The sequence below is a fragment of the Microcoleus sp. CAWBG58 genome (assembly GCF_020883045.1).
Lineage (GTDB): Bacteria > Cyanobacteriota > Cyanobacteriia > Cyanobacteriales > Microcoleaceae > Microcoleus.
In genome coordinates this window covers 68817-92893 of sequence record NZ_JAHRFA010000017.1, presented here as the reverse complement: position 1 = coordinate 92893, position 24077 = coordinate 68817, and the positions used below count along the sequence as shown (strand labels likewise).

Annotated in this window: 17 protein-coding genes; 8 read left to right on the top strand and 9 right to left on the bottom strand. The window is 45.3% G+C overall.

The window, feature by feature from the left end; translation table 11 throughout:
• Positions 1 to 211 precede the first annotated feature (211 nt).
• The 4 genes from dxs (at position 212) to QZ918_RS10280 (ending at position 4105) form a co-directional block, all read left to right on the top strand.
• Positions 212 to 2119 carry a 1-deoxy-D-xylulose-5-phosphate synthase gene (gene dxs, locus QZ918_RS10295; protein WP_293334232.1) on the top strand — a complete coding sequence of 636 codons (1908 nt, stop codon included), beginning with the start codon at positions 212 to 214 and terminating at the stop codon, positions 2117 to 2119.
• A 69-nt stretch (positions 2120 to 2188) separates the two neighbouring features.
• The gene (locus QZ918_RS10290) at positions 2189 to 2506 is read left to right on the top strand and encodes a hypothetical protein (protein WP_293334229.1); all 318 of its coding nucleotides are present in this window, start codon (positions 2189 to 2191) and stop codon (positions 2504 to 2506) included.
• Positions 2503 to 2871 (top strand): aspartyl protease, encoded by a 369-nt coding sequence (locus QZ918_RS10285; RefSeq protein ID WP_293334226.1) that lies wholly within the window; start codon positions 2503 to 2505, stop codon positions 2869 to 2871. Before QZ918_RS10290 ends, QZ918_RS10285 begins: the two co-directional genes overlap by 4 nt.
• 7 nt (positions 2872 to 2878) lie before the next feature.
• Positions 2879 to 4105, top strand: coding sequence for an NAD(P)/FAD-dependent oxidoreductase (locus QZ918_RS10280; RefSeq protein ID WP_293334223.1), 1227 nt, complete (start codon positions 2879 to 2881; stop codon positions 4103 to 4105).
• A gap of 529 nt (positions 4106 to 4634) precedes the next feature.
• On the opposite strand, the gene QZ918_RS10275 is transcribed toward QZ918_RS10280, so the two are convergent.
• The 8 genes from QZ918_RS10275 to QZ918_RS10240 form a co-directional block, all read right to left on the bottom strand.
• Positions 4635 to 7106 carry a sulfotransferase gene (locus QZ918_RS10275; RefSeq protein WP_293334220.1) on the bottom strand — a complete coding sequence of 824 codons (2472 nt, stop codon included), beginning with the start codon at positions 7104 to 7106 and terminating at the stop codon, positions 4635 to 4637.
• Between the two features lie 130 nt (positions 7107 to 7236).
• Positions 7237 to 9309 carry a Wzt carbohydrate-binding domain-containing protein gene (locus QZ918_RS10270; protein WP_293334217.1) on the bottom strand — a complete coding sequence of 691 codons (2073 nt, stop codon included), beginning with the start codon at positions 9307 to 9309 and terminating at the stop codon, positions 7237 to 7239.
• Positions 9310 to 10101 carry an ABC transporter permease gene (locus tag QZ918_RS10265; protein WP_293334214.1) on the bottom strand — a complete coding sequence of 264 codons (792 nt, stop codon included), beginning with the start codon at positions 10099 to 10101 and terminating at the stop codon, positions 9310 to 9312.
• A complete protein-coding gene (locus tag QZ918_RS10260) occupies positions 10098 to 11342 on the bottom strand; it encodes a glycosyltransferase family 2 protein (RefSeq protein WP_293334211.1) in 1245 nt (414 codons plus the stop codon). The genes QZ918_RS10265 and QZ918_RS10260 overlap by 4 nt, the downstream gene beginning before the upstream one ends.
• Before the next feature lie 245 nt (positions 11343 to 11587).
• Complete coding sequence (locus tag QZ918_RS10255) at positions 11588 to 12910, bottom strand: glycosyltransferase family 2 protein (RefSeq protein WP_293334208.1); 1323 nt, start codon at positions 12908 to 12910, stop codon at positions 11588 to 11590.
• A gap of 82 nt (positions 12911 to 12992) precedes the next feature.
• Positions 12993 to 14264, bottom strand: coding sequence for an RNA-guided endonuclease IscB (iscB, locus tag QZ918_RS10250; RefSeq protein ID WP_293334205.1), 1272 nt, complete (start codon positions 14262 to 14264; stop codon positions 12993 to 12995).
• A 393-nt stretch (positions 14265 to 14657) separates the two neighbouring features.
• Positions 14658 to 15854: a glycosyltransferase family 2 protein gene (locus QZ918_RS10245; protein ID WP_293334202.1), complete on the bottom strand. Its 1197-nt coding sequence runs from the start codon at positions 15852 to 15854 to the stop codon at positions 14658 to 14660.
• Positions 15855 to 16296: 442 nt separating this feature from the next.
• The gene (locus tag QZ918_RS10240; RefSeq protein WP_293334199.1) at positions 16297 to 18411 is read right to left on the bottom strand and encodes a thioredoxin domain-containing protein; all 2115 of its coding nucleotides are present in this window, start codon (positions 18409 to 18411) and stop codon (positions 16297 to 16299) included.
• A gap of 478 nt (positions 18412 to 18889) precedes the next feature.
• Between QZ918_RS10240 and QZ918_RS10235 the strand changes: the two genes are divergently transcribed.
• From QZ918_RS10235 to QZ918_RS10225, 3 genes are all read left to right on the top strand, one after another.
• On the top strand, positions 18890 to 20485 hold the full coding sequence (locus tag QZ918_RS10235) for a BamB-related PQQ repeat family beta-propellar protein (protein WP_293334196.1): 1596 nt from the start codon (positions 18890 to 18892) through the stop codon (positions 20483 to 20485).
• A gap of 226 nt (positions 20486 to 20711) precedes the next feature.
• Entirely contained in the window at positions 20712 to 21410 is a 699-nt protein-coding gene (locus QZ918_RS10230; protein ID WP_293334193.1) for a 2TM domain-containing protein, read from the top strand.
• A 295-nt stretch (positions 21411 to 21705) separates the two neighbouring features.
• Positions 21706 to 22080, top strand: a complete 375-nt coding sequence (locus QZ918_RS10225; RefSeq protein WP_293154004.1) for a hypothetical protein — start codon at positions 21706 to 21708, stop codon at positions 22078 to 22080.
• Between the two features lie 80 nt (positions 22081 to 22160).
• Here the strand turns inward: QZ918_RS10225 and QZ918_RS10220 are convergent, their stop codons facing one another.
• A complete protein-coding gene (locus QZ918_RS10220; RefSeq protein WP_293334191.1) occupies positions 22161 to 22430 on the bottom strand; it encodes a hypothetical protein in 270 nt (89 codons plus the stop codon).
• A 416-nt stretch (positions 22431 to 22846) separates the two neighbouring features.
• On the opposite strand from QZ918_RS10220, the gene QZ918_RS10215 reads away from it, so the two are divergent.
• Positions 22847 to 24067 (top strand): hypothetical protein, encoded by a 1221-nt coding sequence (locus QZ918_RS10215; RefSeq protein WP_293334188.1) that lies wholly within the window; start codon positions 22847 to 22849, stop codon positions 24065 to 24067.
• The last annotated feature ends 10 nt before the right edge of the window (positions 24068 to 24077 follow it).

Here is a 24077-nt window from a genome sequence, read left to right as displayed (position 1 = left end):
TTGCCAACTAACAAGATAAGCATTTTTTATATTGACTGTTTGCGATTTACTTATTATAATTACCAGGTCAAAAATAATAAAAATCTTACGCCTAACAGTTTTTCTCAAATAACAGGTAAAATATTCTAAGTTTGCGCGTACCGAACGCCGCAGGCTCAAACTATTATCTGTTAAGGATTCGTCCTAATTCTTAGGAGCGGGATTTTAAAATATGCATCTCAGCGAACTGACTCATCCAAACCAATTACACGGCCTGTCGATTCATCAACTCGAACAAATTGCCCGACAAATTCGAGAAAAGCATTTAGAAACTGTAGCAGCCAGCGGCGGACACCTCGGCCCAGGATTGGGTGTAGTCGAACTGACCTTAGCACTCTACCAAACCCTGGATCTCGATCGCGACAAAGTTACCTGGGATGTCGGCCATCAAGCTTATCCACACAAATTGATCACCGGTCGCTACAATGACTTTCATACTTTGCGCCAAAAAGACGGCGTTGCAGGCTATCTCAAGCGCTGCGAGAGCAAATTTGACCATTTCGGCGCCGGTCACGCTTCTACCAGCATCTCCGCAGCCTTAGGAATGGCGATGGCACGCGACCTCAAGGGCGAAAACTTTAAAACTGTAGCAGTTATCGGCGACGGCGCCCTGACAGGCGGCATGGCACTAGAAGCGATCAACCACGCGGGCCATATGCCGAAAACCAATGTGATGGTAGTGCTCAACGACAACGAGATGTCAATCTCGCCCAATGTCGGCGCAATTACCCGCTATTTGAACAAGATGCGACTTTCGCAGCCGGTGCAATTTCTCAAAGATAACTTAGAGGAACAATTCAAACAAATTCCCTTTGTCGGCGAAACTTTTACCCCAGAAATGGAACGCCTCAAAGAAGGTATGAAACGGTTAGCCGTGTCGAAAGTGGGAGCCGTAATTGAAGAATTAGGCTTTACCTACATGGGCCCGGTAGACGGACACAATTTGGAAGAGTTAATTGCTACTTTCAAACAAGGTCATACTATCCAAGGCCCCGTATTAGTTCACGTGGTGACGGTGAAGGGCAAAGGATATGCGATCGCCGAAAAAGACCAAGTAGGATATCACGCCCAAAATCCCTTTAACTTAGCCACGGGGAAAGGCATCCCCTCCACCAAACCCAAGCCACCAGCCTACGCAAAAGTATTTGCCCACGCCCTGGTTAAGCTAGCAGAAAATAATCCCAAAATTGTCGGCATCACCGCTGCCATGGCAACCGGAACTTGCCTAGACAAACTTCAGGAAAAACTACCGAAACAGTACATCGATGTTGGAATTGCCGAACAGCACGCAGTGACTTTATCGGCAGGTTTAGCCTGCGAAGGAATGCGTCCAGTTGTCGCAATTTACTCGACATTTTTGCAGCGGGGATACGACCAAATAGTTCACGATGTCTGCATCCAAAACTTGCCAGTGTTCTTCTGTTTGGATCGCGCCGGGATTGTCGGCGCTGACGGCCCCACGCACCAAGGAATGTACGACATTTCATACTTGCGCTGTCTGCCAAATATGACAATTATGGCGCCAAAAGACGAGGCAGAATTGCAGCGGATGGTAGTCACTGGCATCAACCACACGACAGGCCCGATCGCCATGCGTTACCCCCGTGGCAACGGTTACGGCGTGCCTCTGATGGAAGAAGGTTGGGAAGAATTGCCGATCGGCAAAGCGGAAATCCTTCGCAACGGCGATGACGTGCTAATCTTAGGTTACGGTTCAATGGTTTATCCGGCGATGCAAACCGCCGAGATGTTGAGCGAACATGGCATTGAAGCAACTGTGATTAATGCACGTTTTGTCAAGCCTTTAGACACTGAATTAATCTTGCCTTTGGCACAGCGAATTGGCAAAGTTGTCACGATGGAAGAAGGTTGTTTAATGGGTGGTTTTGGTTCAGCAGTAGCCGAAGCTTTGTTAGACAATAATGTCCTGGTTCCACTGATGCGGTTGGGTGTACCCGATACATTGGTAGATCACGCAACGCCGGAACAATCCTTTGCCACTTTGGGATTGAATCCGTCGCAAATGTGCGATCGTATTTTAGCAACATTCAGCCGCAAACAGTCACCTGTCAGCGTCTAATTAGCTAGAATTGTAGGGTGGGGACTCCCCACCTTACTTCAGCTTTACTGCACAAAAGGAGAATCAACCATGACTTATCTCAACCCAACTCGCAGAGTACCCCGGAAAAGATTGCACCCAAAACGCACACGTTCTTCAGAAGAAATAGCCCAATGGTATGCTGAAAGAGAAGCATTTTATCAGCGCTGCAAACCAATTTTCGATCGCCTAAAACCAGAATTGATTAAAACCCACTACAACTGGTACATGGCAGTTGAACCCGACAGCGGGGAATATTTTATCGACAAGGATGATATGGTGGCTACCAAAATGTGCCACCAGAAACACCCAAATGCTATCCCGTTCATGTTCCGCATCAACCCTACAGGGGTTTGTGGCACGATATGATTCAAGGAACATTTGGTGATGAGGATGAGCTATTTTTTGAAATTGCATTGATTGCTGATAACGGCTTAGAATTACCTGTTGATGCTCTGCTAGATACAGGTTTTTCGGGCTGGCTAGCAATGGATATTCAGGATTTAGAAGGACTTGATTGGACTTATATTAGGCGGCAAAAAATGCGGACAGCAAAAGGAGAATTTAATTTCGATATTTATGCGGGAAAAGTCCGAATTGACGAACAAGAATTCGATATTCCTGTTCATGTAGGTGACGGAGTACCGGAAATTTTAATCGGCCGCCAGTGGCTAAAAAATCGGCGTTTAATAGTTGATATGTCTGCGGGTATTTTGACATTGGAAGCGAATTAAAAGTAAGATGAATTTAAAAAATTTTGATATAGTAATAGTAGGAGCCGGCCCAGCAGGAGGCCACTGTGCAAGGATTCTAGCCAAATCCGGGCGCAATGTCTTGCTTGCAGAACAAAACGACAATTTTAATAAAAATGACTTTTCCAGCGCTGCCACACCTTTAGAAACCCTCTCTCAATTCGATTTACCCGAATCAGTTATCGGCAGTTTTTGGCACAAACTGACTATTGAAACTAGCAAAGTTAGTCAAACTTGGGAATCTCCCGAAAGTTTGGGAGTTGTGCTCAACTTTGCGAAATTTAGAGCATTTTTAGCCGACGAAGTTGAGCGATTTGGCGGTGAAGTTTGGCTTGGTTGTCGCTACACCGGACATTCCCAAGCCAACGGCGAAACCACAGTAGAATTTAAACAGTTATCTGACGGTAAACTTATCAAAGTTACCACGAAAGTCTTGGTTGATGCTACTGGCTTTGCTAGGGCGATTATGTACGACAAAGAAAATGATAAGCCTGATTTTTTGTCGGGAACCGGAATCGAATATTTAATTGAAGTAGAACCGGAAGTTTACAATAAATATGCCAATGATTTAATCTTCTTTTTGGGTGATAAATGGATGCCGAAGGGTTATTCTTGGATATTTCCCATGGAACAAAATAGACTGAAGGTTGGTGCGGGACGCATTTTTTTAGATGCCAAAACGGTTAAGCATTTGTCACCGCTGAAACAGTATATTGATTTGCTGATTGATGAATATCTGAAGTCTAAAAATTATAAAATTATTGACAAGCACGGTTCGACGCTGAAATACAGTCCTGGTTTGCGGGATATTTATTGGAAGGATAACATAATTGCGATCGGCGATACTGTCTCGACAGTTAATTTTCTGGGCGGTGAGGGTATCAGACACGGGATGGATGGAGCCGAAATCGCTGGGAAATACATTGAGCAATATTTGGAGGGGAAAATCTCGGATTTTGTGGATTATGAGACTCAAATGCACCGCAAATTCGATCGGAAATGGAATATTTCGGAAAGGTTGGCGGTGAGAAAGTATATTGATGATGTGAATGATGAATTGACGGATAAAATGATTTCTTATTTGAAGTACATGAAAACTAAAGATGTAATGGATATTTTGTTTGATTATAAGTTTGAGAAAATTTCCCGAGGATTTGGCGGTTATTTGCGACGTAAATTTCAGGGATTGATGCAGCGGCTGAGAAAAAGTTTCTAGCAATTATCTAAACAATCATAAATTAGGTTCGTAGTGAGGACTTCAGTCCTTGATGAATGCGGACTAAAGTCCTCACTACGAACCAATTTTTCTGAGTGAGGACTTTAGTCCTTGATAAATGCGGACTAAAGTCCTCACTACGAACCAATTTTTCAATCATAAATTAGGTTCGTAGTGAGGACTTCAGTCCTTGATGAATGCGGACTAAAGTCCTCACTACGAACCAATTTTTCTGAGTGAGGACTTCAGTCCTTGATGAATGCGGACTAAAGTCCTCGCTACGAACCAATTTTTCTGAGTGAGGACTTTAGTCCTTGATAAATGCGGACTAAAGTCCTCACTACGAACCAATTTTTCTGAGTGAGGACTTTAGTCCTTGATAAATGCGGACTAAAGTCCTCACTACGAACCAATTTTTCTGAGTGAGGACTTTAGTCCTTGATAAATGCGGACTAAAGTCCTCACTACGAACCAATTTTTCTATTATTTGTAGTGAGGACTTCAGTTTTCTTGCGGACTAAAGTCCTCACTACAAACCTAATTCCCAGAAATTTTCTGCTGTTACTTGAATGCGGGGTAGCGACATTAAAGAATCGTAAAAATTGCTCGTACTCGATCTATATGATACACCGAAACTATACCCACTTGCTCCGATTAAATGCGCTACAATTTCATCGACATTCCCGTAGGGATAGGCAAAAACTCTCACATTTTTCCCTAATCCCCGTTCCAAAGTTGCGCGGGATTTCGCCGCTTCGCGCACAATTTCTGTGGGGGACAATGAAGTCAGAGGCTGATAAGTGGCAGACATGGAACCAAATTCAATCCCTGCATCCCGCAATTGTCTAATTTCCGGCCATTCCATTAACTGTACTTGGTCAAATTCGGCTTTTTCCCAACTATTTGTCTTTCCTATTGACTCGGCTACTAAAAAAATAGTGGCTGTAAAGTCAAGGCGCTTTAGCAAAGGGAAAGCGTAGGTTGAAAAGTCGAGATAGCCACCGTCAAAAGTTATTAATACAGCTTTACCAGGTAAAGGAGTTTTAGTTAGTATTGCATTTTGCCAATCTTCCCAAGTTGCACTGTAATAACCATTTTCTTTCAGATACTGCAACTGTTGTTCAAAAACCTGCGGAGTAATTGCATTTATAGCATCGGGAGAAATGCGACGGTAGGCTAGAATCGAGAGTTTTTCTGTAAAGCTATCAATGTCAAATATTTGAGGTTTCACTGAGTGAACAACTTCTCGGTGAGGCGATTTTTGCCAAATGATTTCGGGTGCGTAAAATAATTGCTTTGGTAACTCGTTTTCTCGGGGAATTTGCATTATCACTTCCCCTGCGATTGCTGCTGATTTCGTTAATTCCCGCAGCGCCTGGGCAGGGAGTGCGGCGCGACGGCTGATACTGGTTCCTGTGGCACCGTATCGCCTACCAAACATCACCGCATCTTGGGGGTAAATGCCACTAGAACCCTTTGCATTCAACCAGTCGGGTAGATTCGACCTTTGTTGGGCAGCAGAGGTTAAGTGCTCGCGCAGCGATTTCTGATTGTCTAACGGTTTTCCTAACAAAGCTTCTCGCACGGTGGCGACGCACAACTCAAAACCGATATGTCGAGTAATTGTCGATCGCACTTTTTGAGCAGAAACAAAATTATTTTCCACGGTAACAGTTACAATAGCGATCGCCACACCGCCTACTGTCACCAGCACGTCAATTTCAGCAAGCTCAACTTTGATGTTAGGCAATTCTGCGCTAACTTCCACAGCAATCAAGTCTCCATCGAGAGTGATTGTGACTGCTTCATCGGCGGTTTCGGGATTGTAAAAATTAGCCTCAACCCAATTCGGACGATTCCAGATTTCTTGTAAAAATAGCGTCCATTCCAGTTGGGGAGTTTCTGGATTGTGTTGAAAGAAGCGTGAAAGTATTGGCCAAGCAAACTGGGCTGCGATCGCATCTGCCAACACCGCACCCGTCACAATCCCGTCACAGATGGGCAATTCAATAAGGGACTTGCGTAGAAATAAGAGCCCAGCCATGCTATTGTATTGTCGAAGGAGCAGCCAAAGGATTGGTATAGTATTAAGCTCCAAATCCCTAACTTCGAGTTCAACACCTGCTAACTTGATTGTACAGCACAGGCGATCGAATATTTGTGGAACCTTAATATCCGAAATTAATTCGCTCACCTCCACCGTAACCTTGTAGGCAATTCTCGAATTTACCCACTCGATATGAGTTAGAATATTTTTAATTTCACTATCTTTAAAAACTCGATGATATTTGTGAACCTTAGCGCTTTGAATATCCCTGGCAATTCCTTGGTGCCAAGGTAAATTTAAACTCAGCTTAGCTGCTTTTTCCTTATAATTAATCAGCATTTCAGCATCATACTCAATTCCAATGAAATTACAAATATCCTCTAAAACTAATTTTTTGTTTTCTACAAGATCTTCATATCTAACCAATATATGATTAGATTTATCCAGATAGTTATGGCTAGTTAATACTGCATATTTCCATCGCTCGATACAGCGTTCTAAATCCCAACCACTACCCCACAATTCGTTAAATTTTCGAGTGGCTTCATACATAGAAGCGATGCAATCCATACTATTTCGCAAAATATGTATAAACTTAACATCCGGCAAAAAGCGCTCTATATCCTCAATAAAATATATGTGTTCCGGCGTTTTTTCCAGCCAAATGCTTTTGTTTTCTTCCGCAGCCAAACCATCCAAAACTCTCACAAACCAACTAACTTTAGCTTCCACACTTTGACTGTCATCAAAACCTTCCAAAAGTTCAGGGCGATTAATCTCATCATTGAAAAAAGCTTCTATCCTACTTGGCAACTTTGCCACAAACTTCTCGTACAATAAATAGTGAAAAAACTTAGATTCAGGGAAAGAAATAACTTCGGGATGGGCGGCTAATAAACTTTGCAGAATTGTCGTACCGCTTCTCGGAGCTCCTACTAAAAATATTCGTTTCATTTTTATACTTTACGATCTTTTTTTAAGTGAACCGCAGAGAGCGCAGAGGACACAGAGGAAGAGAAAGAAGAGGTATGATTCATCTTCCTCTCTGCGCTCTCTGCGCCCTCTGTGGTTAAAAACTTTTTTCCTAACTCCAACTAAAATCTTCCTTCAACAAGTCAGAAAGCTCCTGATTGTAATGCTTAAAATAATTTGTTAATTCTTGTTCTATTTCCGCAGGCATATTGCTGTAATCCTCAGCACTATTAGCATGATATTCTTTGACAGCACTAGCCTTGATATCCAAGAATTCTAACACCTGAGAAAACACATCTCCCGGTTTTTTTTGAAAATCTTCGCTTTTGAGAATTAGCAACTGTTCCCTGGGGAAATAATCGAGCCAATTCTTGAGTTGTTCGACATAGATTCCCCGCGACAAGTAGGAATAATGCTGGTGGTTGAAACTGTAATAACCTTCATCGGCTTTGATTTTTTCGATCTCACCTTTGAGTCTGTCTGGTTCAGATGCGATCGCCTTTTCAAAATCCAGCTTTTCACAGCCGATCGCCACTTCTAAATGATAGTGCATCCACGCTCTTTGTACCGGGTTGCGGAGCATCACAATCAGCTTAACATCCGGGAAACACTTGTAAACCCGCTCGGCCACCAACGGATGGTAAATATAGTAAGGAGTCATCTCCCACAGCAGCACTTTGTCACCTGCGACACTCCGCGTCAACTGCTTGCTGTACCACTCAACACCGCGCTCGAAATTCAATTCAAAAAAGTGTACTTGCTTAGCACCTTCTTTGATATTTTGCAAGTGATTTTCTAGATAGCCGTATAAAGCTTCGGTGCTGCACTTTTGAGCGCCCAGAATTAAAAAGTCAGGTGACTGCTTATTTTTCAACTGAGTGGAAATCTTGGCGTAGCTGGGATTATTTTTGTTCAAAGCGTGAACTTTGTCAGTTGTTTCTGGCAAATCCAGCACCTCCATTTTGCCGTCAAACTCCCAGCGGTAGGGCGGACAAAGGATCGTTTTTTGGTGTACAGTCGATCGCACGTACAGCGGATAAACGTGCCAGTGATAATCGTAGGCGTAGGCCCAATTCTTCTCGTAAACCCCAGGATTCACGTAATACTGCCCGTTTCCTAAATCCAGCCTGTCTACGTGCAGCCGGATTTTGCCTTTACCTTTCGCCAGCGGTATCAACCGCCCCATTTGATTAGTATTAGTCTCAAAACAACTTTGACCGTCTTCCCGGCTGATTGTCACCCCAAAAATAGCAGCAGCAATCGGTTTAGGAACCGTGTAATGAATTTCAATAGTAATCGTATCGCCGCTGTCTATTTCTTCATCCGGCAACACTTTGACATCGGTAATTTCTACTTCCAAAGAACCGAAGCGGTTTTCATTAACTCGCAATTCCGATCCCGTACTTGTAACTTGAGGAGGACGCATGGGAGTGCGCTTGTCAGTTTCCGATCGCATTTCCGACAAATACTGGCCGACTACGATTTCCGTCTCTCCGTAAGCCATGATTTTACCATCCCGCAGCCACATACCCCGATCGCAAGTTTTTTGAATTTGCGCCGCACTGTGAGAAATTAAAACAATCGCTGCTCCTTGATTTTTAAACTCATCTATCTTTTTCAAACATTTAGTTTGAAAAGCCACGTCTCCAACCGATAAATATTCATCAATTAACAAGACTTCCGGATTGGTATGAATTGCCACTGAAAAAGCCAACCGCATTCGCATCCCCGTGCTGTAAGTCCGCAGCGGGCTGTCGATAAACTGTTCTAATTCCGCAAATTCAACAATCTCGTCAAACCGGCGCGCCGCTTCCCGGCGAGTCAAACCGGCCACCACCGCACCCACAAACACATTTTCTCGGCCCGTTAAATCCGAGTGAAAACCGGCACCCAAATCTAACAAACCACCAATTCTACCGTTAACTTTAATCGTGCCTTCCTCAGCGCGGCCGATACCGCCAACAAGTTGCAGCAGCGTGGATTTTCCCGCCCCATTTTTGCCGAGAATTCCCAGCATTTCCCCTGGCGCAACTGTAAAGCTGACATCCCGCAGCGCCCAAAAACTTGCCTGGGGTTTCATCCGCCACCAACCCCACAATGCAGCCTCCATAATTGTCAGAGGTCGATCGGCACTGTAGCGGTTGAAACGCTTACCTAAACCGTTAACTACAATAGCTTGGCGCATTTACAATTCCTCCACAAATCGATCGCTTTGTCGTCTAAAAATTCCTAGTCCGATCGGCAAAAGAGCAGCCACAACCAAGCTAAGAATTAGCAGGGCTGACCAGTTCGGCTGGATGCCTTTGAGCAGTATTGCCCGGTAAGCTTCTATCAGCGGCACCATCGGATTTAACTGATAGAAAGGCTGAAATTCTTTGGGTACGCTTTTGAGGTCGTAGAAAATTGGAGTTAGGTAAAAAAGCATCTGCAACAACACGCCCAAAGTGTGCTGGGTGTCGCGGAACGTAACGTTAATGGCAGCTAGGGGATAGGCCAAACTCACAGTCAAAATGAATTGAATAATCATCAAAAGTGGCAGGGAAAATAGCGCTGAAGTTGGCTGAATTCCGTCTATTGCCAAAAAGATAATTAGCACCGGCAGTGCCAGCAGAAAGTGAATCAATCCGGTGGTAGTTGTGACTACAGGTAAAATAGCTGTCGGAAAGTTTGGCTGTCTGATTAGAGCCAGATTTCCTGTAATTAGTCCGGTTGCTTGAAACAGTGCTGTCTGAGTCCAAGTCCAAATTAACAAACCGCTGAATGCAAAGGAAGAAAACTGCGGAATATTTACCGGAATTACCGATCGAAATACAAAGGAAAAAACCGCCAACTGCAACAGCGGGTTGATCAATGTCCAAGCAATCCCCAGGGTCGATCGCTTGTAAAGTAGTTTCATGTCGCGATCGACCAACTCCCGCAGCAAATCGAAAAAATGAGCAATTTTGCGCCGATTTACCAGTTTTACCGCTTTGATCACTGCACACCCCCAATAATTATCGGCTGTTCAACTTCCTGCAATTCCTCCTCAGGCAGAGCGGCCAACCGCTGGGCTTGCAACTGCGCTTCCCTGTAAGCAAAAGGACTTTGCAGAGCTCCCATCAACTCGCTCACGATCAATTTGCGAGGAAACCAGCCCGGATGCCTCAAACGCTTCAGCATCCACCCGCTAATCCACTCAGACCAAGCAAAACGCAAAATTTCTAGGCGGCTGACTGTACGGTTGCGATCGCACGTCAGCAAATAAGCCCCAAAACCGCGTCCGTTATCCCTTAGCTGGCGGCTCAAAGCCTCGCCACTGCGCCTGTGTACGTGCCACACAAAAGCTCTGGGATCGTAGAAAGTCGAATACCCCTTCGCTAAAATCCGGTGAAACATCTCGATATCCCCAGCCCCCCGAGTCGGAGTCCCCACATCTAAAGCTGGGTCAAAATTCCCAACTTCGGCGAATATTTGACGCCGGAAACCCATATTGGCGCCGACTCCGTAAGCGCTCGACCACAGTAAGGCCTTCGCCGAAAGGTTGCTACCATCAACCTTAAAACAGTGGGTGTATTGCAGCATTCCCCCATAACCGAATTCAAATTGAATTTGAGCCTCTGTTTCGAGTTCCGCTGGCGCCACTAAACCGCTAACTGCCATAATTTCCGGATCGGCAAAACCCGCAGCCATTCCTCGCAACCAACCGACATCGGGCCGCACGTCGTCGTCTGTAAAAACCACAATCTCGTGGCTGGCTTCAGCGATGCCGCGATTGCGCGCCCAATCCAATCCTGGCCGTTCTTCCTTGACGTAGCGTACAGGTAATCCGGCGACGAATTCAGCGGTGCTGGTGTTGGAAGGAGCGTTGTCTATAACGATGATTTCGCGATCGGGATAGTCCACAGCTAGAATTGCTTCCAGAGCTCCTTTAAGTAAGTCCGTGCGATCGCGCGTGCAGATAACTACGCTCATCGGCGGCAGCGGATAATTTGGCTTTTTTTCCAATCCCAAATGCTCTGGCAGAATTAATGCTGCTAAGTCCTTGCCTATTTTTGCCACAATTGTCGATCGCACCCGCTCTGCCGAAATAATTGCCTGCCAAGGATCGTTTAATATTTCCACCCATTTTAGAGGCATTCCCCGATAGAATACCAAGAGGCGGATTTTTTCATATTTCTCTAGTCCGCGAATCGGATTTATCGGTTCAGAAAATTCGAGTTTTAGTAGTTTTATTCCCATAAATTGCTCCTAAAAATAGTGAAGGAAGAAGGAAGAAGGAAGTTCGGCAACGGATTTTGTAACGGATGTAACGGATGTAACGGACTGTCAACTGTTGAACAATGACCAATTACGCATTATTCAACGGGAGCATCCCGATCGTGCAAACATATCCGCAAGGGCGAAGCATTCGCGCCTGTATCCTACCAACTACAGGATATATTTTCAGCGCGAATGCTTCGCCCCTACAAAAATGGGATGCTATCTTATTCAACTGCCAACTCATAATTTTTTTCCAAAGCAATTAGAGGGTTTTCGAGAGCGGTTTCAGCTTCAGCAGTTTTGGGCATACCGTTAAGCGCGATCGCAATTAGCAATTGATCCGACACTAGATTAGCCAGAATTGAACGCAGGTGGACGCCCCGCAGCGGCTCGACACCAAATTTGGGAGTGACGTGACCGACAAGCATTTCACCGTAACGGAGATAAATGCCATCGGGCCGTTCAGCGTCGAGCAACCTTTCTGCTGCTTCCCAACCTTGCTGCAAATCGATCTCTATTTCGCGATCGCTCAAATCGGCGCGGGCCGCCCCACCCTGCATAAAACTAGAAATTGCCGATCGAGTTTTCAACTCATCAATCACCCCCCGAAAATACCAATAACCGCGCAATTTTCCGCGCAGCCACCGCCAAGTTGTACGCATCCCCAAGTTTTCGAGAACATCCAGAGCTTTTCTCAGTCCCGCAGCCAGCAAATCCACCGCCGCCGGCCAGGAAAACGCGACATTAGTTAAAATTTTGTCTGCCAAGGAATAAGGAATTTCGTAGTCTTTGATGTGCAGTAGGGGTCTGAGTTCCGGGTGTCGCTGACCGATTAAAACATCCGATCGCCCTTCTTGACGAGCTCGGCGAAAAGAGCGATCGAGATTGTTAGTTTCGTGTTCGTAATGATAGCCGACAGCTTCAGTCGCCATCACAAAAGGTACACCAGCTTTCAGCAAGCGCACCCCAAACTCGTAATCTTCGCCGCCGCAGTTCCCGAAAGCCGCATCGAAGCCATTTAGACGAGCAAACAGTTGTGCATCCAGAGAAAGATTCCCACTAACCAAATCTTCGTACTCGAATCGGCGATCGTGGCGGCTCATCTGATAAAATTTTTCTTCCCACCAAGCCCGCACTTCTACATCAAAATACCTAGTGCTTCCTTGCAACTTAGGCGGGTAAGGGCCCATAACCACGGAACCAGGTCGTTCTTGGTGAGTCCGAACGTGGCTTTCCACCAGTGGCGGCATGGCTTCGATATCGTCATCCAGAAACAGCAGCAATTCTCCGCTAGCAGCCGCTGCTCCTGTATTGCGGGCAATTGAAGCACTCCGGCAATTTACCTCGATCGCGTGCAGTTTAAATGGAGCTTTGTAGTCTTGTAGCATTGCCAAAGTATCGTCAATGCAGTTATCTGCGACGACTGTAACTTCCATGAGGTCGATCGGATAAGTTTGCGATCGCAGAGCATCGAGAGCCCGCCGCAGCGAAGAACTGCGATTGTGACTCGGAATAATTATACTAACAGTTGGATTTTCTCTATTCATAAAAAACACTCGGCAAGTGGGAAACTCAGCGACTTTAGTCCTGAGAGGAAAACGACCCGGCGATTTCAATCGCCTTGAATCTTCAAAATGCGTAACTGTAACCATCTTTCCTGTAAACAATTTTGCAGTATTTATGGCTAATCCCTTGCACCAATTCTGATGCCGAGATGTTGAATGAACCTGTCGATCTAACTGCAACTCGACCCACATATTCACCGATTTTTCTGCCACTGGTAACAACTGCTTTTACGATGTCGCCCGTTTGAAAACCTTTGACAAACTTGTTTCTCGGAACGTACCGAGATGGGAAGCCAAACTTGTCTGTGCGACACATTTGACGAGTTCCGTGTCCAGTCGCTTTGATTAGCAGGGGCTTACTCGTTAGTACGGACAAGGATTCAATTTGACCCACACAGACCGCATCAAGCCAATGAGTTTTAGGTAGTTGTAGTCGAGTACGATTGAACTTGGTCAGTCCACCTGAACCAGTTAAAACGGGCAACCCTGTTTCCTTCAGTCGAGAGAGCAACGCCCATCGAGTTGAATTCACGGCAGCAGCATCTTTGAGCGGACGCTTAGCTTGTGCAAGAATCTTCCTCAAAATGTCAGGTTTTTTGACTAAGAATTGCTGAATATCCTGAGTTCCTTTTTTGAGGTTGCACTTCTCACAAGCAAGGCAGAGATTGGAGACTCGACTGCTTCCACCTTTAGCTTTTGGCTGAATATGCTCTATCTGTAAAGGTATATTTTCGGCACTACAATAAGCGCATTTTCTGCTCCATTTGTTGAGTAAATATTCACGAACTTCGTAACCTTGTAGTTCACCCTGTTGGTACTCGACCCCTGAGATTTCAGGATTTTCTAGTTGCTGTAGGTCAAATCTGACAAGCTCTTGAATAATTAAACCAATCGGCGCAAGTTTTCGTAATTTGTTGACCCAAGTCAGGGTGGTTTCTACCCGGTGCTGCAAGGATGGTGCTAACCAACTTTTTTGGCGGGTACGATTTAAAAACCTTGCTTGGCGGTAGCGAGTATGACGGCTTCGTCTTCCTCGACGTAGTGAGTGACGGGAATCAAGACTTGCTTTGATGGCTTGACCTCGGTGAGTTAATTCAGCGCCAAAAATTACTTTTTCGCCCTGTAATAAAGCGATGCCAGTAGTTTTAGATCCTGGGTCTAATTTAAGAGTAATTGATTCAATAGTTGCTGTTACCGCCTTTTTGAGAATAATTGTGAACGGGAATCGTCTAAAAACAGCAGCTTTACCAGCGGTTAACAACTTACGAGCCATTGACGGCTTGCAAGGCGTGAGTGGTTTTTTGTTTGCATCAACTACGAAAATAAAATTGGACATTGTTGCGTCCTCCACTTGCGTGTAATGTTAGCCTCGTCAATGTTATAAAGGCTTTTTCCGGCTGATAGCACTGTCTCAGTGACTTTAAGACTGTTTAACTACCAGCGACAGAGCAGGGGACTGGCTTCGCATCCCAGGGTGTCGTAACCCAAATAACGTAGACCTCTAAGGTCTTAGACTGGTCAGCATAGCTTGTTTGATTTCTCTCGCAAGCTCAGTGGCGTTGATTCCCTGAGTTACTGACATTAGATTTGATTGGGAATTTGTAATTTGTAATTTGTAATCGGTAATTTTTGATTTACTCGTGACTAATGATAGTTCACAATTTGTAGGGGCAGTGTCCCCGTGCCGGCCCTCTCCGCTGACAGTTGACTAATGACCAATGACTAATGACTACTGACTAATGACTTCTTCTGGGATTTTTTCAAACTGCTTCCGAGAAGCAAAATAAGCCATCGGGCCCTTAGCACAGCCGCGCAATTGAGCTAACAGCAAATCGCTCGGAACGGATTCGGGTCGCTTGCGCAAAGAAGCAACTAATTCAGGAATTTGTTTGTGCCGCAGCCATCCCCAAGCTAATAGAGGTACGCTAAATTCTCGGTTGATAAAAAACATCCGAGTCCAAAAAGCATAGACTCCGATGCCGTAACCGTGGAGCGTTTTTTCCAATTCTTCCCAGGTGCGGCGGTGGCGGTGCCAACTCAAGGCTCTCGGTTCGTAGGCGATGCGGTAGCCAGCACGCAAAATGCGGGCAAACAGTTCGCAGTCTTCGCCCCCAACAGTCGGAGTCCCGGCCCCCAAAGCTTCGTCAAACAGACCGATCGAGTCGATCGCGCTTTTCCGCAAAGCCATACTCGCCGACACACCCACCGCAGCTACAATCAGCGGGTTGCAGTGCGCCCCATCAAAAACTTGGCGGTAGAAGCCCCGCCCGTGGGGGCTGTAGCGCTCGAACCATTCTTGTGCTTTGGTTTCGAGTTCTAAAGGCATAATCAGCCCCGTGACGCACATAACTCGCGGATCGCTAAAATTTTGCAAGAGCGATCGCAACCAATTCGGATCTGGCACGGCATCGTCATCTGTAAACGCTACGAAGTCGTGTTTAGCTTCGCGTAAAGCTCGGTTGCGGGCAGCGCTGGAGCCCGGTACGTCCTCGCGCACATAGCGGACTTTTGGATAATTTTCGACCAGTTCCTTGCTCGCCTCCGTGGCGGGACAATTGTCAATTACCAAGTATTCCTGACCGTCGTCGGGCAGCCGCATAAACGCGTCGAGACAGCGCTGCAAATCTTCTGGGCGATCGCGCGTGCAAACCGCTACAGTGGCTGTTGGCATTGCCTGTACCGGCCCGCGTTCGTCCCATTCCAGGGTATCGTAGAGCCAATCTTTCCAAAGGCGATCGCCCACAGCATTCATCAGTGTTTCCCGCAATTGAGAACCCTCAATGCGACCTCCGACTAGCGGAAAAAGAGCTTGACCGATCGGTTTTCCGTGCAGTCTAATTAAAACCAAGGCTTTGCTGTAACGCTCCTCAACCGCTATTTCTGGCGGTAGTTGGGAGATTTCCAGGTCGAGAATAGCTGTTGCCATTTTAGATTTTAGATTTTAGATTTTAGATTGCAGAATTGTGAATTTTAGATTGCTGAACAAGGTTCAAAAAAAACATCTATTCTCCGTATTTTACCGGATGTCTTTTAGCCAAAATTGTTGTAGGAGATAGCAATTTATCAATATCATACTTGTCGCTCGCCGATCGCGAATCAAACATAAAGCCTCATTTTGGTGATTGCTGTTATTTATTTTTACTTTCGATCGTCGGCTGATGTCAAGTTTTTATTCTACACAATTTTTACCCTCGAAGGCGATCGCACGTCCGGGCTGATGTCAATTGCAGGTGTTAATCGCCCCTGCTATCGAGGGCTAACAAACATTGAAAGGACTAAAGTCCTTACTACGAACTGGTTTGTAGTAAGGACTTCAGTCCTTCTGCTTCTATACAGGTTCGATAGTTCGGACTTCAGTCCTTCTGCTTCTATACTCGCGTTTGACTGTGCAAAATTTCTGCTAACAGCATCTCTTGGCTTTTCGCAGGTTCTTTGCAAGTCAAACACTCACAAACTAACCCGATAACACCTTCAGGTAAATCAGCCTCAATCTGACAGACAGCAGTCGGATAATACCGCGAAATCAATCCAGGAATCTGGTCGGGCGACGTGCGAATTAGGGTAGAATGCTGGTACCAATCCAAAGCCGAAAGCAGACTCGGACAAGCTTGGGGACTGTCTCGGACAATACTGCTGAAAGCCTGCAAACCTTGTTGGGCGCGATCGAGATATTCTAAATTCTGATCCAGCAGCGCCAAGCGAACCAAAGAGGCGATCGCAATTCCATTCGCCGCCGGAGTAGCATTGTCAGTATAACTGCGTTCCCGCACCAACAAATCCCCGCTAGCATCCTTAGCAGTATTGTAATACCCGCCCAATTCCACGCTCCACAAAAACTCATCAAACTCATCTTGCACCCGCACAGCTTTCTCCAGCCAAAACTGAGAATTTGGCAATTGCTGTACAGATTCCCCGTTTCCTAACATCAAACTCGCTTGATGCAAATCCAACAAAGCTTTCACAAACAAAGCATAATCTTCGGACTGCGCCGCCACAGCAGATTGTCCGTCATAATTCAGCCGCTGAAACCGCCCGTCAACCCACTGATTGTCTAAAATAAAATTAGCAGCTTTCGCAGCCAATTCCACATACTCAACATTGCCAAAAACAGCAGCCGCCCGCGCCAAACCCGAAATCATTAAACTATTCCAAGCCACAATCATTTTGGTGTCAGTAACTGCGGGAATTCTCCCCGGCCAACTGTTGTTTTGCGCTTCTTGATTGTTGCGGGCGGGCGGAAAGGTTTTCACAGCATCTGGATAGTTGCCGTAGCGCAGAGCAAAAAGTTTAGCTAATGCCGTTTCTACCGTTGCATTCAGTTTTCCAGGATGTCGGCGCTGCAATACATTTTTGCCTTCAAAATTGCCGCTGCGACTAATATCAAACGCTTCTTGAATTTCAGCAAATTCCTGGATAGTTAACAGGGTTTGTAGTTCGGTGTAAGTCCAAACATAAAACGCTCCTTCTTCCGGCTCAGACCCCCCCGTTGCCCCCCCTTGGTAAGGGGGGGTAGGGGGGGTAAAACTGTCAGCATCCTGTGCTGCGTAGAAATAGCCGCTTGGCGCGGTCATTTCTCGCTTCAACCATTCTACTGTCCGCGCGATCGCACTTTCAAAAGCCGGCTCTTCAATCCCCGCGCTCCACAAATTAGCTAAATACTCCACAATTTGACCGTTGTCGTAGAGCATTTTTTCAAAGTGCGGCACAGTCCAAGTCGCGTCAACCGTATAGCGGTGAAATCCCCCGCCTACGTGGTCGTAAATGCCGCCCAAGGCTAAGTCTAATCCGCGCTCAGTGCAGACTTGTTTGCTGTCGTATTTTGCATCAAAATTAAAGCGCGTTCCCCGCAGTGCGAGTTCGGCATAGGGCATCATTGGAAAACTGGGGCCGGGGTTACTCCCGGCAATAATTCCGGTATTGAGTTCTAAGCCTTTTTGGAAGACTTCGCGATTTAATTCTGCGGTTGCTACTGATAGCAGCGCCGACTGGTGGAGGTTGTCTAAAATTTCTCCTTTGAAGGCTTGCAACTTGCGCTTTTCTGTGTCGTAAAAGCGGCGAATAGATTGCAACACTTCTAAAAATCCGGGGCGTCCGTAGCGCGGAGTTACGGGGAAATAAGTGCCACCGTAGAAGGGAACTCGCTCGTCGGGAGTGAGAAAAACGTTGAGCGGCCAACCGCCTTGGCCGGTCATCATTTGCAAAGCTTGCATATATATGCTGTCGATGTCCGGGCGTTCTTCGCGATCGACTTTTATCGGTACAAACTGCGAATTCATGTATTCGGCGATCGCGCGATCGGAAAATGCTTCTCCTTCCATCACTGTACACCAGTGGCAGCTAGAGTAGCCAATTGACAAAAAAATCGGTTTATTTTGGCTCAGGGCCGTTTCTAAGGCTTCATCGCACCAGGGCCACCAGTCGATCGGGTTTTCGGCGTGTTTCCGCAGGTAAAGGCTTTGGGATTGAGCAAGACGGTTGACCATAATCAAAGATAATTTAACTCGTGCTGACTGCGCTTGTTACTTCTATAGCAGTTTAGCGCCAGATGTTGTAGTTGTATCCTTCTCATTCGCCCTCTTTTAAAATTATCACTCAATATACTTCGATTCTCAAAAAAGTGAGGTATGCCCTATGCCTTATGCCCTATTCCCTATTCGCATCAGTACCTCATCTTTCACTTGAAAGGCTATACTTCGGTTAACAGTTTTGTGTGCCATTGCTGACTCAAGCTAACAGCACAGCAATCTCGGTATCTGTGTTTTACCGACTTTTACTTCGACAACGGTATTATCCCAATAATATTGTCTGATAGCTAAGTTATCTGGGTTGAAAATGAGTCGATTGTGTCGGAAAACCTTCAATCAACATTAGACACTTTATTTAGACGCACTCTCGCTAAATTTATTCATGCCGATCGCCTCGATCGTGTTTTAATATGATGATTGATTATTGAGAGCTACTATGAGTTTATCATCTCGGAGAAGGTTCAATCAACGGCTCGGGCAATTTTTACTGAGTGCCGCAGTTCCTCCCGCTATTCTCAAACAGTGCCAAGCTGAACCCTCAAACCAAGCCGAACCATCGAGTTCAGCGGTATTAAAAAGCAATAGTAAGAAAGTTCCGACTAAAAAAGTAATTCCCGAAGTAGAATTATTTGTGCCGACTTTTTTAGGAAATGACCAACGCAGGTTTTACGGCAGAGGTATCCCCAAAGGCTTGAAGTTAATTAGCAAATTTGAGCTAGGAAGCGGCCGGACTTTTCTGGGAAGGCAATCTCAAGTTTGGAGTGGTGCCGGTTGGACAGGACAGCCAACAATTACCAGAGACCGGGATAAAACTTATTTAATTATAGGTTCTTTCGACCACTATTTGCACAAAATAGACATGGCGACGAATAAGGAAGTTTGGCGCTATGAATTTGATGATATAATTAAAGGAAGTTCAACAATTTATATCGACAAAACAGCCAACGCTGAAAACAGAATTGTGATTTTGCAAGGCAGCCGCAGCGGCGGTGGTGGCAAAAATGTTGTCCCGAGTTTTAGGGCAATATCTTTTAGAACTGGTAAGGAACTGTGGAAGTTGGACATCCGGAGAACGCCCAGCTACAGTCAGGATAACGATAGCAGTGCTTTGTATCTGGGCGATGGCCTGTTGTTCAATGTGGGGGAAAATGCGATCGGCTATTTTATCAATAGTTCGGCGAGCAAAGCGAAAGTTAAACAAGGAATTAAGCAACCGCAGATCTTGTCGGAAGTACAGCTTTATGCGCCCGGAGATATCAGCAAGCACGGCGGTAACTTGGTAGCAGAATCATCACCTTCTCGGCTCAAAGATAGACTGTTTATAGCTGCGGGTTCCGGACATATTTATGGAATCAGTATTAAAACCAAAAAGATAGTATGGGATTTCTATACTGGTTCAGATATTGATGGAAGTGCTGTAATATCTAAATCGGGGAAATTGTTTTGTGCGATCGAGAAACAATACATTGCAGGTAACGGCGGAGTCCTCAAACTAAATCCCAACAAAGAACCAAATGCCAGTGTCGAATGGTTTTTACCTACAGGCAATCGCCGACTTTCAGGCTGGGAAGGGGGGATAATCGGTTCGGTGGCGTTGAATGATGAGTACAATCCTGGGGGGTTTCCAGCGCTATTTGCCACAAATGCGATCGATGGCAATTTGTACATCGGTTCCCAAGATACGATTACAGGTAAAAAGAATTCTGTACCTTGGCGGAATCAGTCTTATGATACTCCGGTAATTGTGTTTAAAAAGGAGATTGGTGCTTCGATTTCAACTCCGATATTTACTGATGGCAATAAACTAATTAGTGCGGGATATAATGGTGTTTATTTGTTTGAGTTGAAGTGGGAACGAGCAAAGTCGGGGGATAAGAATGCTTTGAAAAATGCTAAGGGCGAGTTTTACCGTTTGAAGGTAAAAGAATCGGGGAGATTTAAGCCGGGTTTATCGTTTGAGGCGACACCTGTTGTTTGGGATGGCATTGTAAGGATTTGCGCGCGGGATGGCTGGATGTATACTTTGGGTTAGAATTGATACAGCCTTTCTCAGAAATATAAGGTACTAATGGGCATAGGGCATAGGGCATAGGGCATACCTCACTATGCTTGAGAACCGCTATATTTTGCACAACTAATCAGCAAGAGGCTTTCTGGCCTTTTCCACAAACAGCAGTAAGAGGCTTTCTGGCCTTTTCCACCATCAATCAAGGACACGCTTTCTGGCCTATTCCACCATCAATCAGGGACAGGCTTTCTTGCCTGTTGCACAATACAGCAGCAACAAGCAAAATATCTGTTCCACAACTAATCAATTATCTTGTAGGATAGACCGGAAAGCTGGTGCGATCGACTTTCGGCAGTTTCCGGGTGTTGAAATCCGCCAATGGCACCACCTACCGTTTAACACCGGTTGTCTCTATGATAGAAAGGATATCAGGAATTATAGGAAACTTGTTATGGCAACCAATGACGGTCAAATAAATCAAATTTACGGTGCGGAGGATGCTCAAGGTATTTTACAGCTTGCGATCGCACGGCGACAAGATGACGGCGAACTTTCCCGAGTGCAGCTTTTCGAGATTGGGGCGGAATTAGGCATTTCCGAACAGGATATCGTGGCGGCGGAACAGCAATGGTTAGCCACTAGAGGGGAATCTCAAGACAAGCTGGTTTTTAACTCTTACCGTCGCGGCAAATTGCGAAAAAACTTGACAAAGTACGGCATTGTCAATACTTTTTTAGTTTTGTTTAATCTAGCAGGATCCCACGAGCTTTCTTGGTCACTCTTCATTTTACTAACCTGGGGATTGGGATTGTCGCTGAATGCTTGGAATGTTTATCAAACTGAAGGGGAAGATTACGAACAAGCTTTTCAGAGGTGGCGTTTGAAGAAACAGGTGGGAGAGTCGATAGGTACGGCGACGGATAAGTTTGTGAAGTGGTTGCAGTCTTGATATTCAGTCACTTGTTTGTCAGTAACAGATTTATTACCTTAACTTCGCAATTACACAGGAAACTAATCAATTTTAACATCAGTCTCCATCGCGCGGAGTTCCGCTTTGAGATGAGGATTTAACCCCCAGGCCTGCTATTGCGAAGCAGCCCAAATCAGTTGCAAATGTAATTAAGTACCCGCAGCGTAGCTATCCCTCTTCGTGAATCGCCCAATCCCAACCTCAAGCAAAAAATGCTATAATACCAACTTTAACTGCTAAAAATATCCGCGAGCCGAAAACACAGGAAAATCTTATGGTGATTATTACCTCACAAGAAATTGCCCAATTTCGATCGCAATTAGCGGAATATCCCGCAGCCCTCAAAGCCCTAGACGAAATCGAAGATTGTGAAGGCAATATCGAAGATGCAGCTATTTCTCTAGCAATTCAAGCTGGACAAGAACCGAATATCTCTGAAAACTGGTTGGACGGATTGGCAAAAAGATGCCGCGTTGCTATTTGCAAATCTGAGATAAAAGAAGATTTGATAAACGGACAATTGAATGCTGCTTTTAGAGATTTAGTTGCTGCCAAAACTTGCCCGCAGATTTTGGTGACATCGGTGATTATCTATGTATTTAAAACTGGGGTAAATGATTTTTGCGAGCCTCTTGAATATCAATTGTAAAGGTATCGATGGAGTTAAGATTCCCCAATTTCCTAAAACATGATACAACGAGGGGATTGCGTAGAGATAGCTACGCTTATCTAATACTGTGCGCGACTGTAGCCAGCAGGTACGACATCCGGTGACAAACCCAAAGATTTCCCCAGCAAGCGAGCAAGTTGCACTAAAAAATTAGCAGTATCTTCGTCACCTTCCCGGGCCATTGAAGCTGATATCTGGATTAGCATCTGCACAAATCCCGCATCTATTAAATCGGAACAGGAACTTAAAACCTCTGGTTCCTGGCCGTTGGGACAGGTAAGCACTCGCTCGATCAAGTTCAAATAAGCCTCTTGACGTTCTGAATTCATTTTGGGGGGAAATGTACAGTAAATAATTTATTATTACGTTTAACTCGGTTCTGTCAATCAGGCGATCGAATATGCGATCCCCGTCTTTCCTCTAGAAACTCCATTCAGTCAGGAATAGACAGAAGCTTAAAGAAAATCTTAAGTTTTTTGATGCTACTTGAGTGGAGTTATCGGTGGGCAGTTCGCATCCTAAAATTCAAGGGTAAGGTGCTTGTAGCTCTACCTTATACCAATTTTTTATGAGGCTGCATAGAATCCGATCCCCCCTTAGCTTGCCCCCTACTCCCCCTTAATAAGAGGGGGGACAAGATTATTCTCAAAGTCCCCCGACTATTCGGGGGATGCGAGGGGGATCGAGATATGTGCAACGACCCATTAAATTGGTATTAGGATTCAACGGAATTAGGGATATAAAAATGAAAATAGGAATATTTTTAGGAAATCTAGGAAATCCCGCCATCTACTATCCGACACTAGGCAAAATTACTGGGGGAGTCGCAGCGAGCATTTTTCTGTGCCAATTATTGCAATGGCAAACACAACAGTCTAACTCCGGCGAATGGGTGAAAACTAACAGCAGCGAAATTGAAACAGCTACTGGTTTAAATCGCGAAGAACAGGAATTAGCGATACGGCTGCTGAAAGTGCGATCGCTCCTGAAGCAAAAATCCACAAATCTCAACACTCTGGAACTTTGGGCGGATATTGACGCTTTTGAAGAAAAAGTTAATAACTTGTTGATACCTGATTCCGGGAATAGTATAACACAAACAAGCCGCGAAAACAACAATATTCCTGTAGAAATAGTCGCCGAAACTTACCCGCCAGAGCGTACAGTTAAAACAGACAAGTTTTTCGGGCAACCCCGCCAGCAAATAGCGGTTGCAGTCAATCCAAATTACCGATTTAGCGGGCCTTGGAATTCCCAAGAAGAACTGCATAACTTTCAGCGAGCTTTAGAAGAATATGCCAGACAGCATAACCTATGGTTTGGCAATCCTTCGGGATGGGCTTTTAAAATTATTGATAGCATGACAAAGGGCTTAACTTCGACTTTTTGGGACGAGTTTATTGCCGGAATTCCTTTAGGAGAAAGTCAGAAAGTTAAGCGGGAGTGGGAAATTGAGCCGGAAGTGCCTTATCCGGCGTTTGAGGAGGAGCGAATTCAGTATTACGTACACAAGGGCGAACCGCTGGAAGCAGCGGTATCTAAAGCCCGTGCTGATTTGAGAAATCCGGTTTTGGGTAAGGATTTGTGGGAGGGTTTTTTGCGAAAGTGCGATCGTATTGCTGATGATGCGCTCAAAGCAAAACAGCAGGGCGTTGACACACCATATCTGCCGTCTTCCTTCAACGAAAAACCGCAAATCACCAAGGATAGCGTCATGCAAAAATTAGGGGCGATCGCGCCGCAATTTGCCCTGAATCAATCGACATCTGACACAATCCCAGAACCCCCAAAGCTCGAACAACAACAGGAGCAGCCAACTACCGACGAAATCCCGAGTATTTCGTTTTTGCAAAAAGCTTACAAAACTCCTCTAGGTCGAAGTATAGTTGAAACACAAATTGCTGCTAACCCAGACTGGGGATACGAAATTGTTGATGGTGAAATAGTCGAATTAATCCCTTTTTAATGAGGCTAAA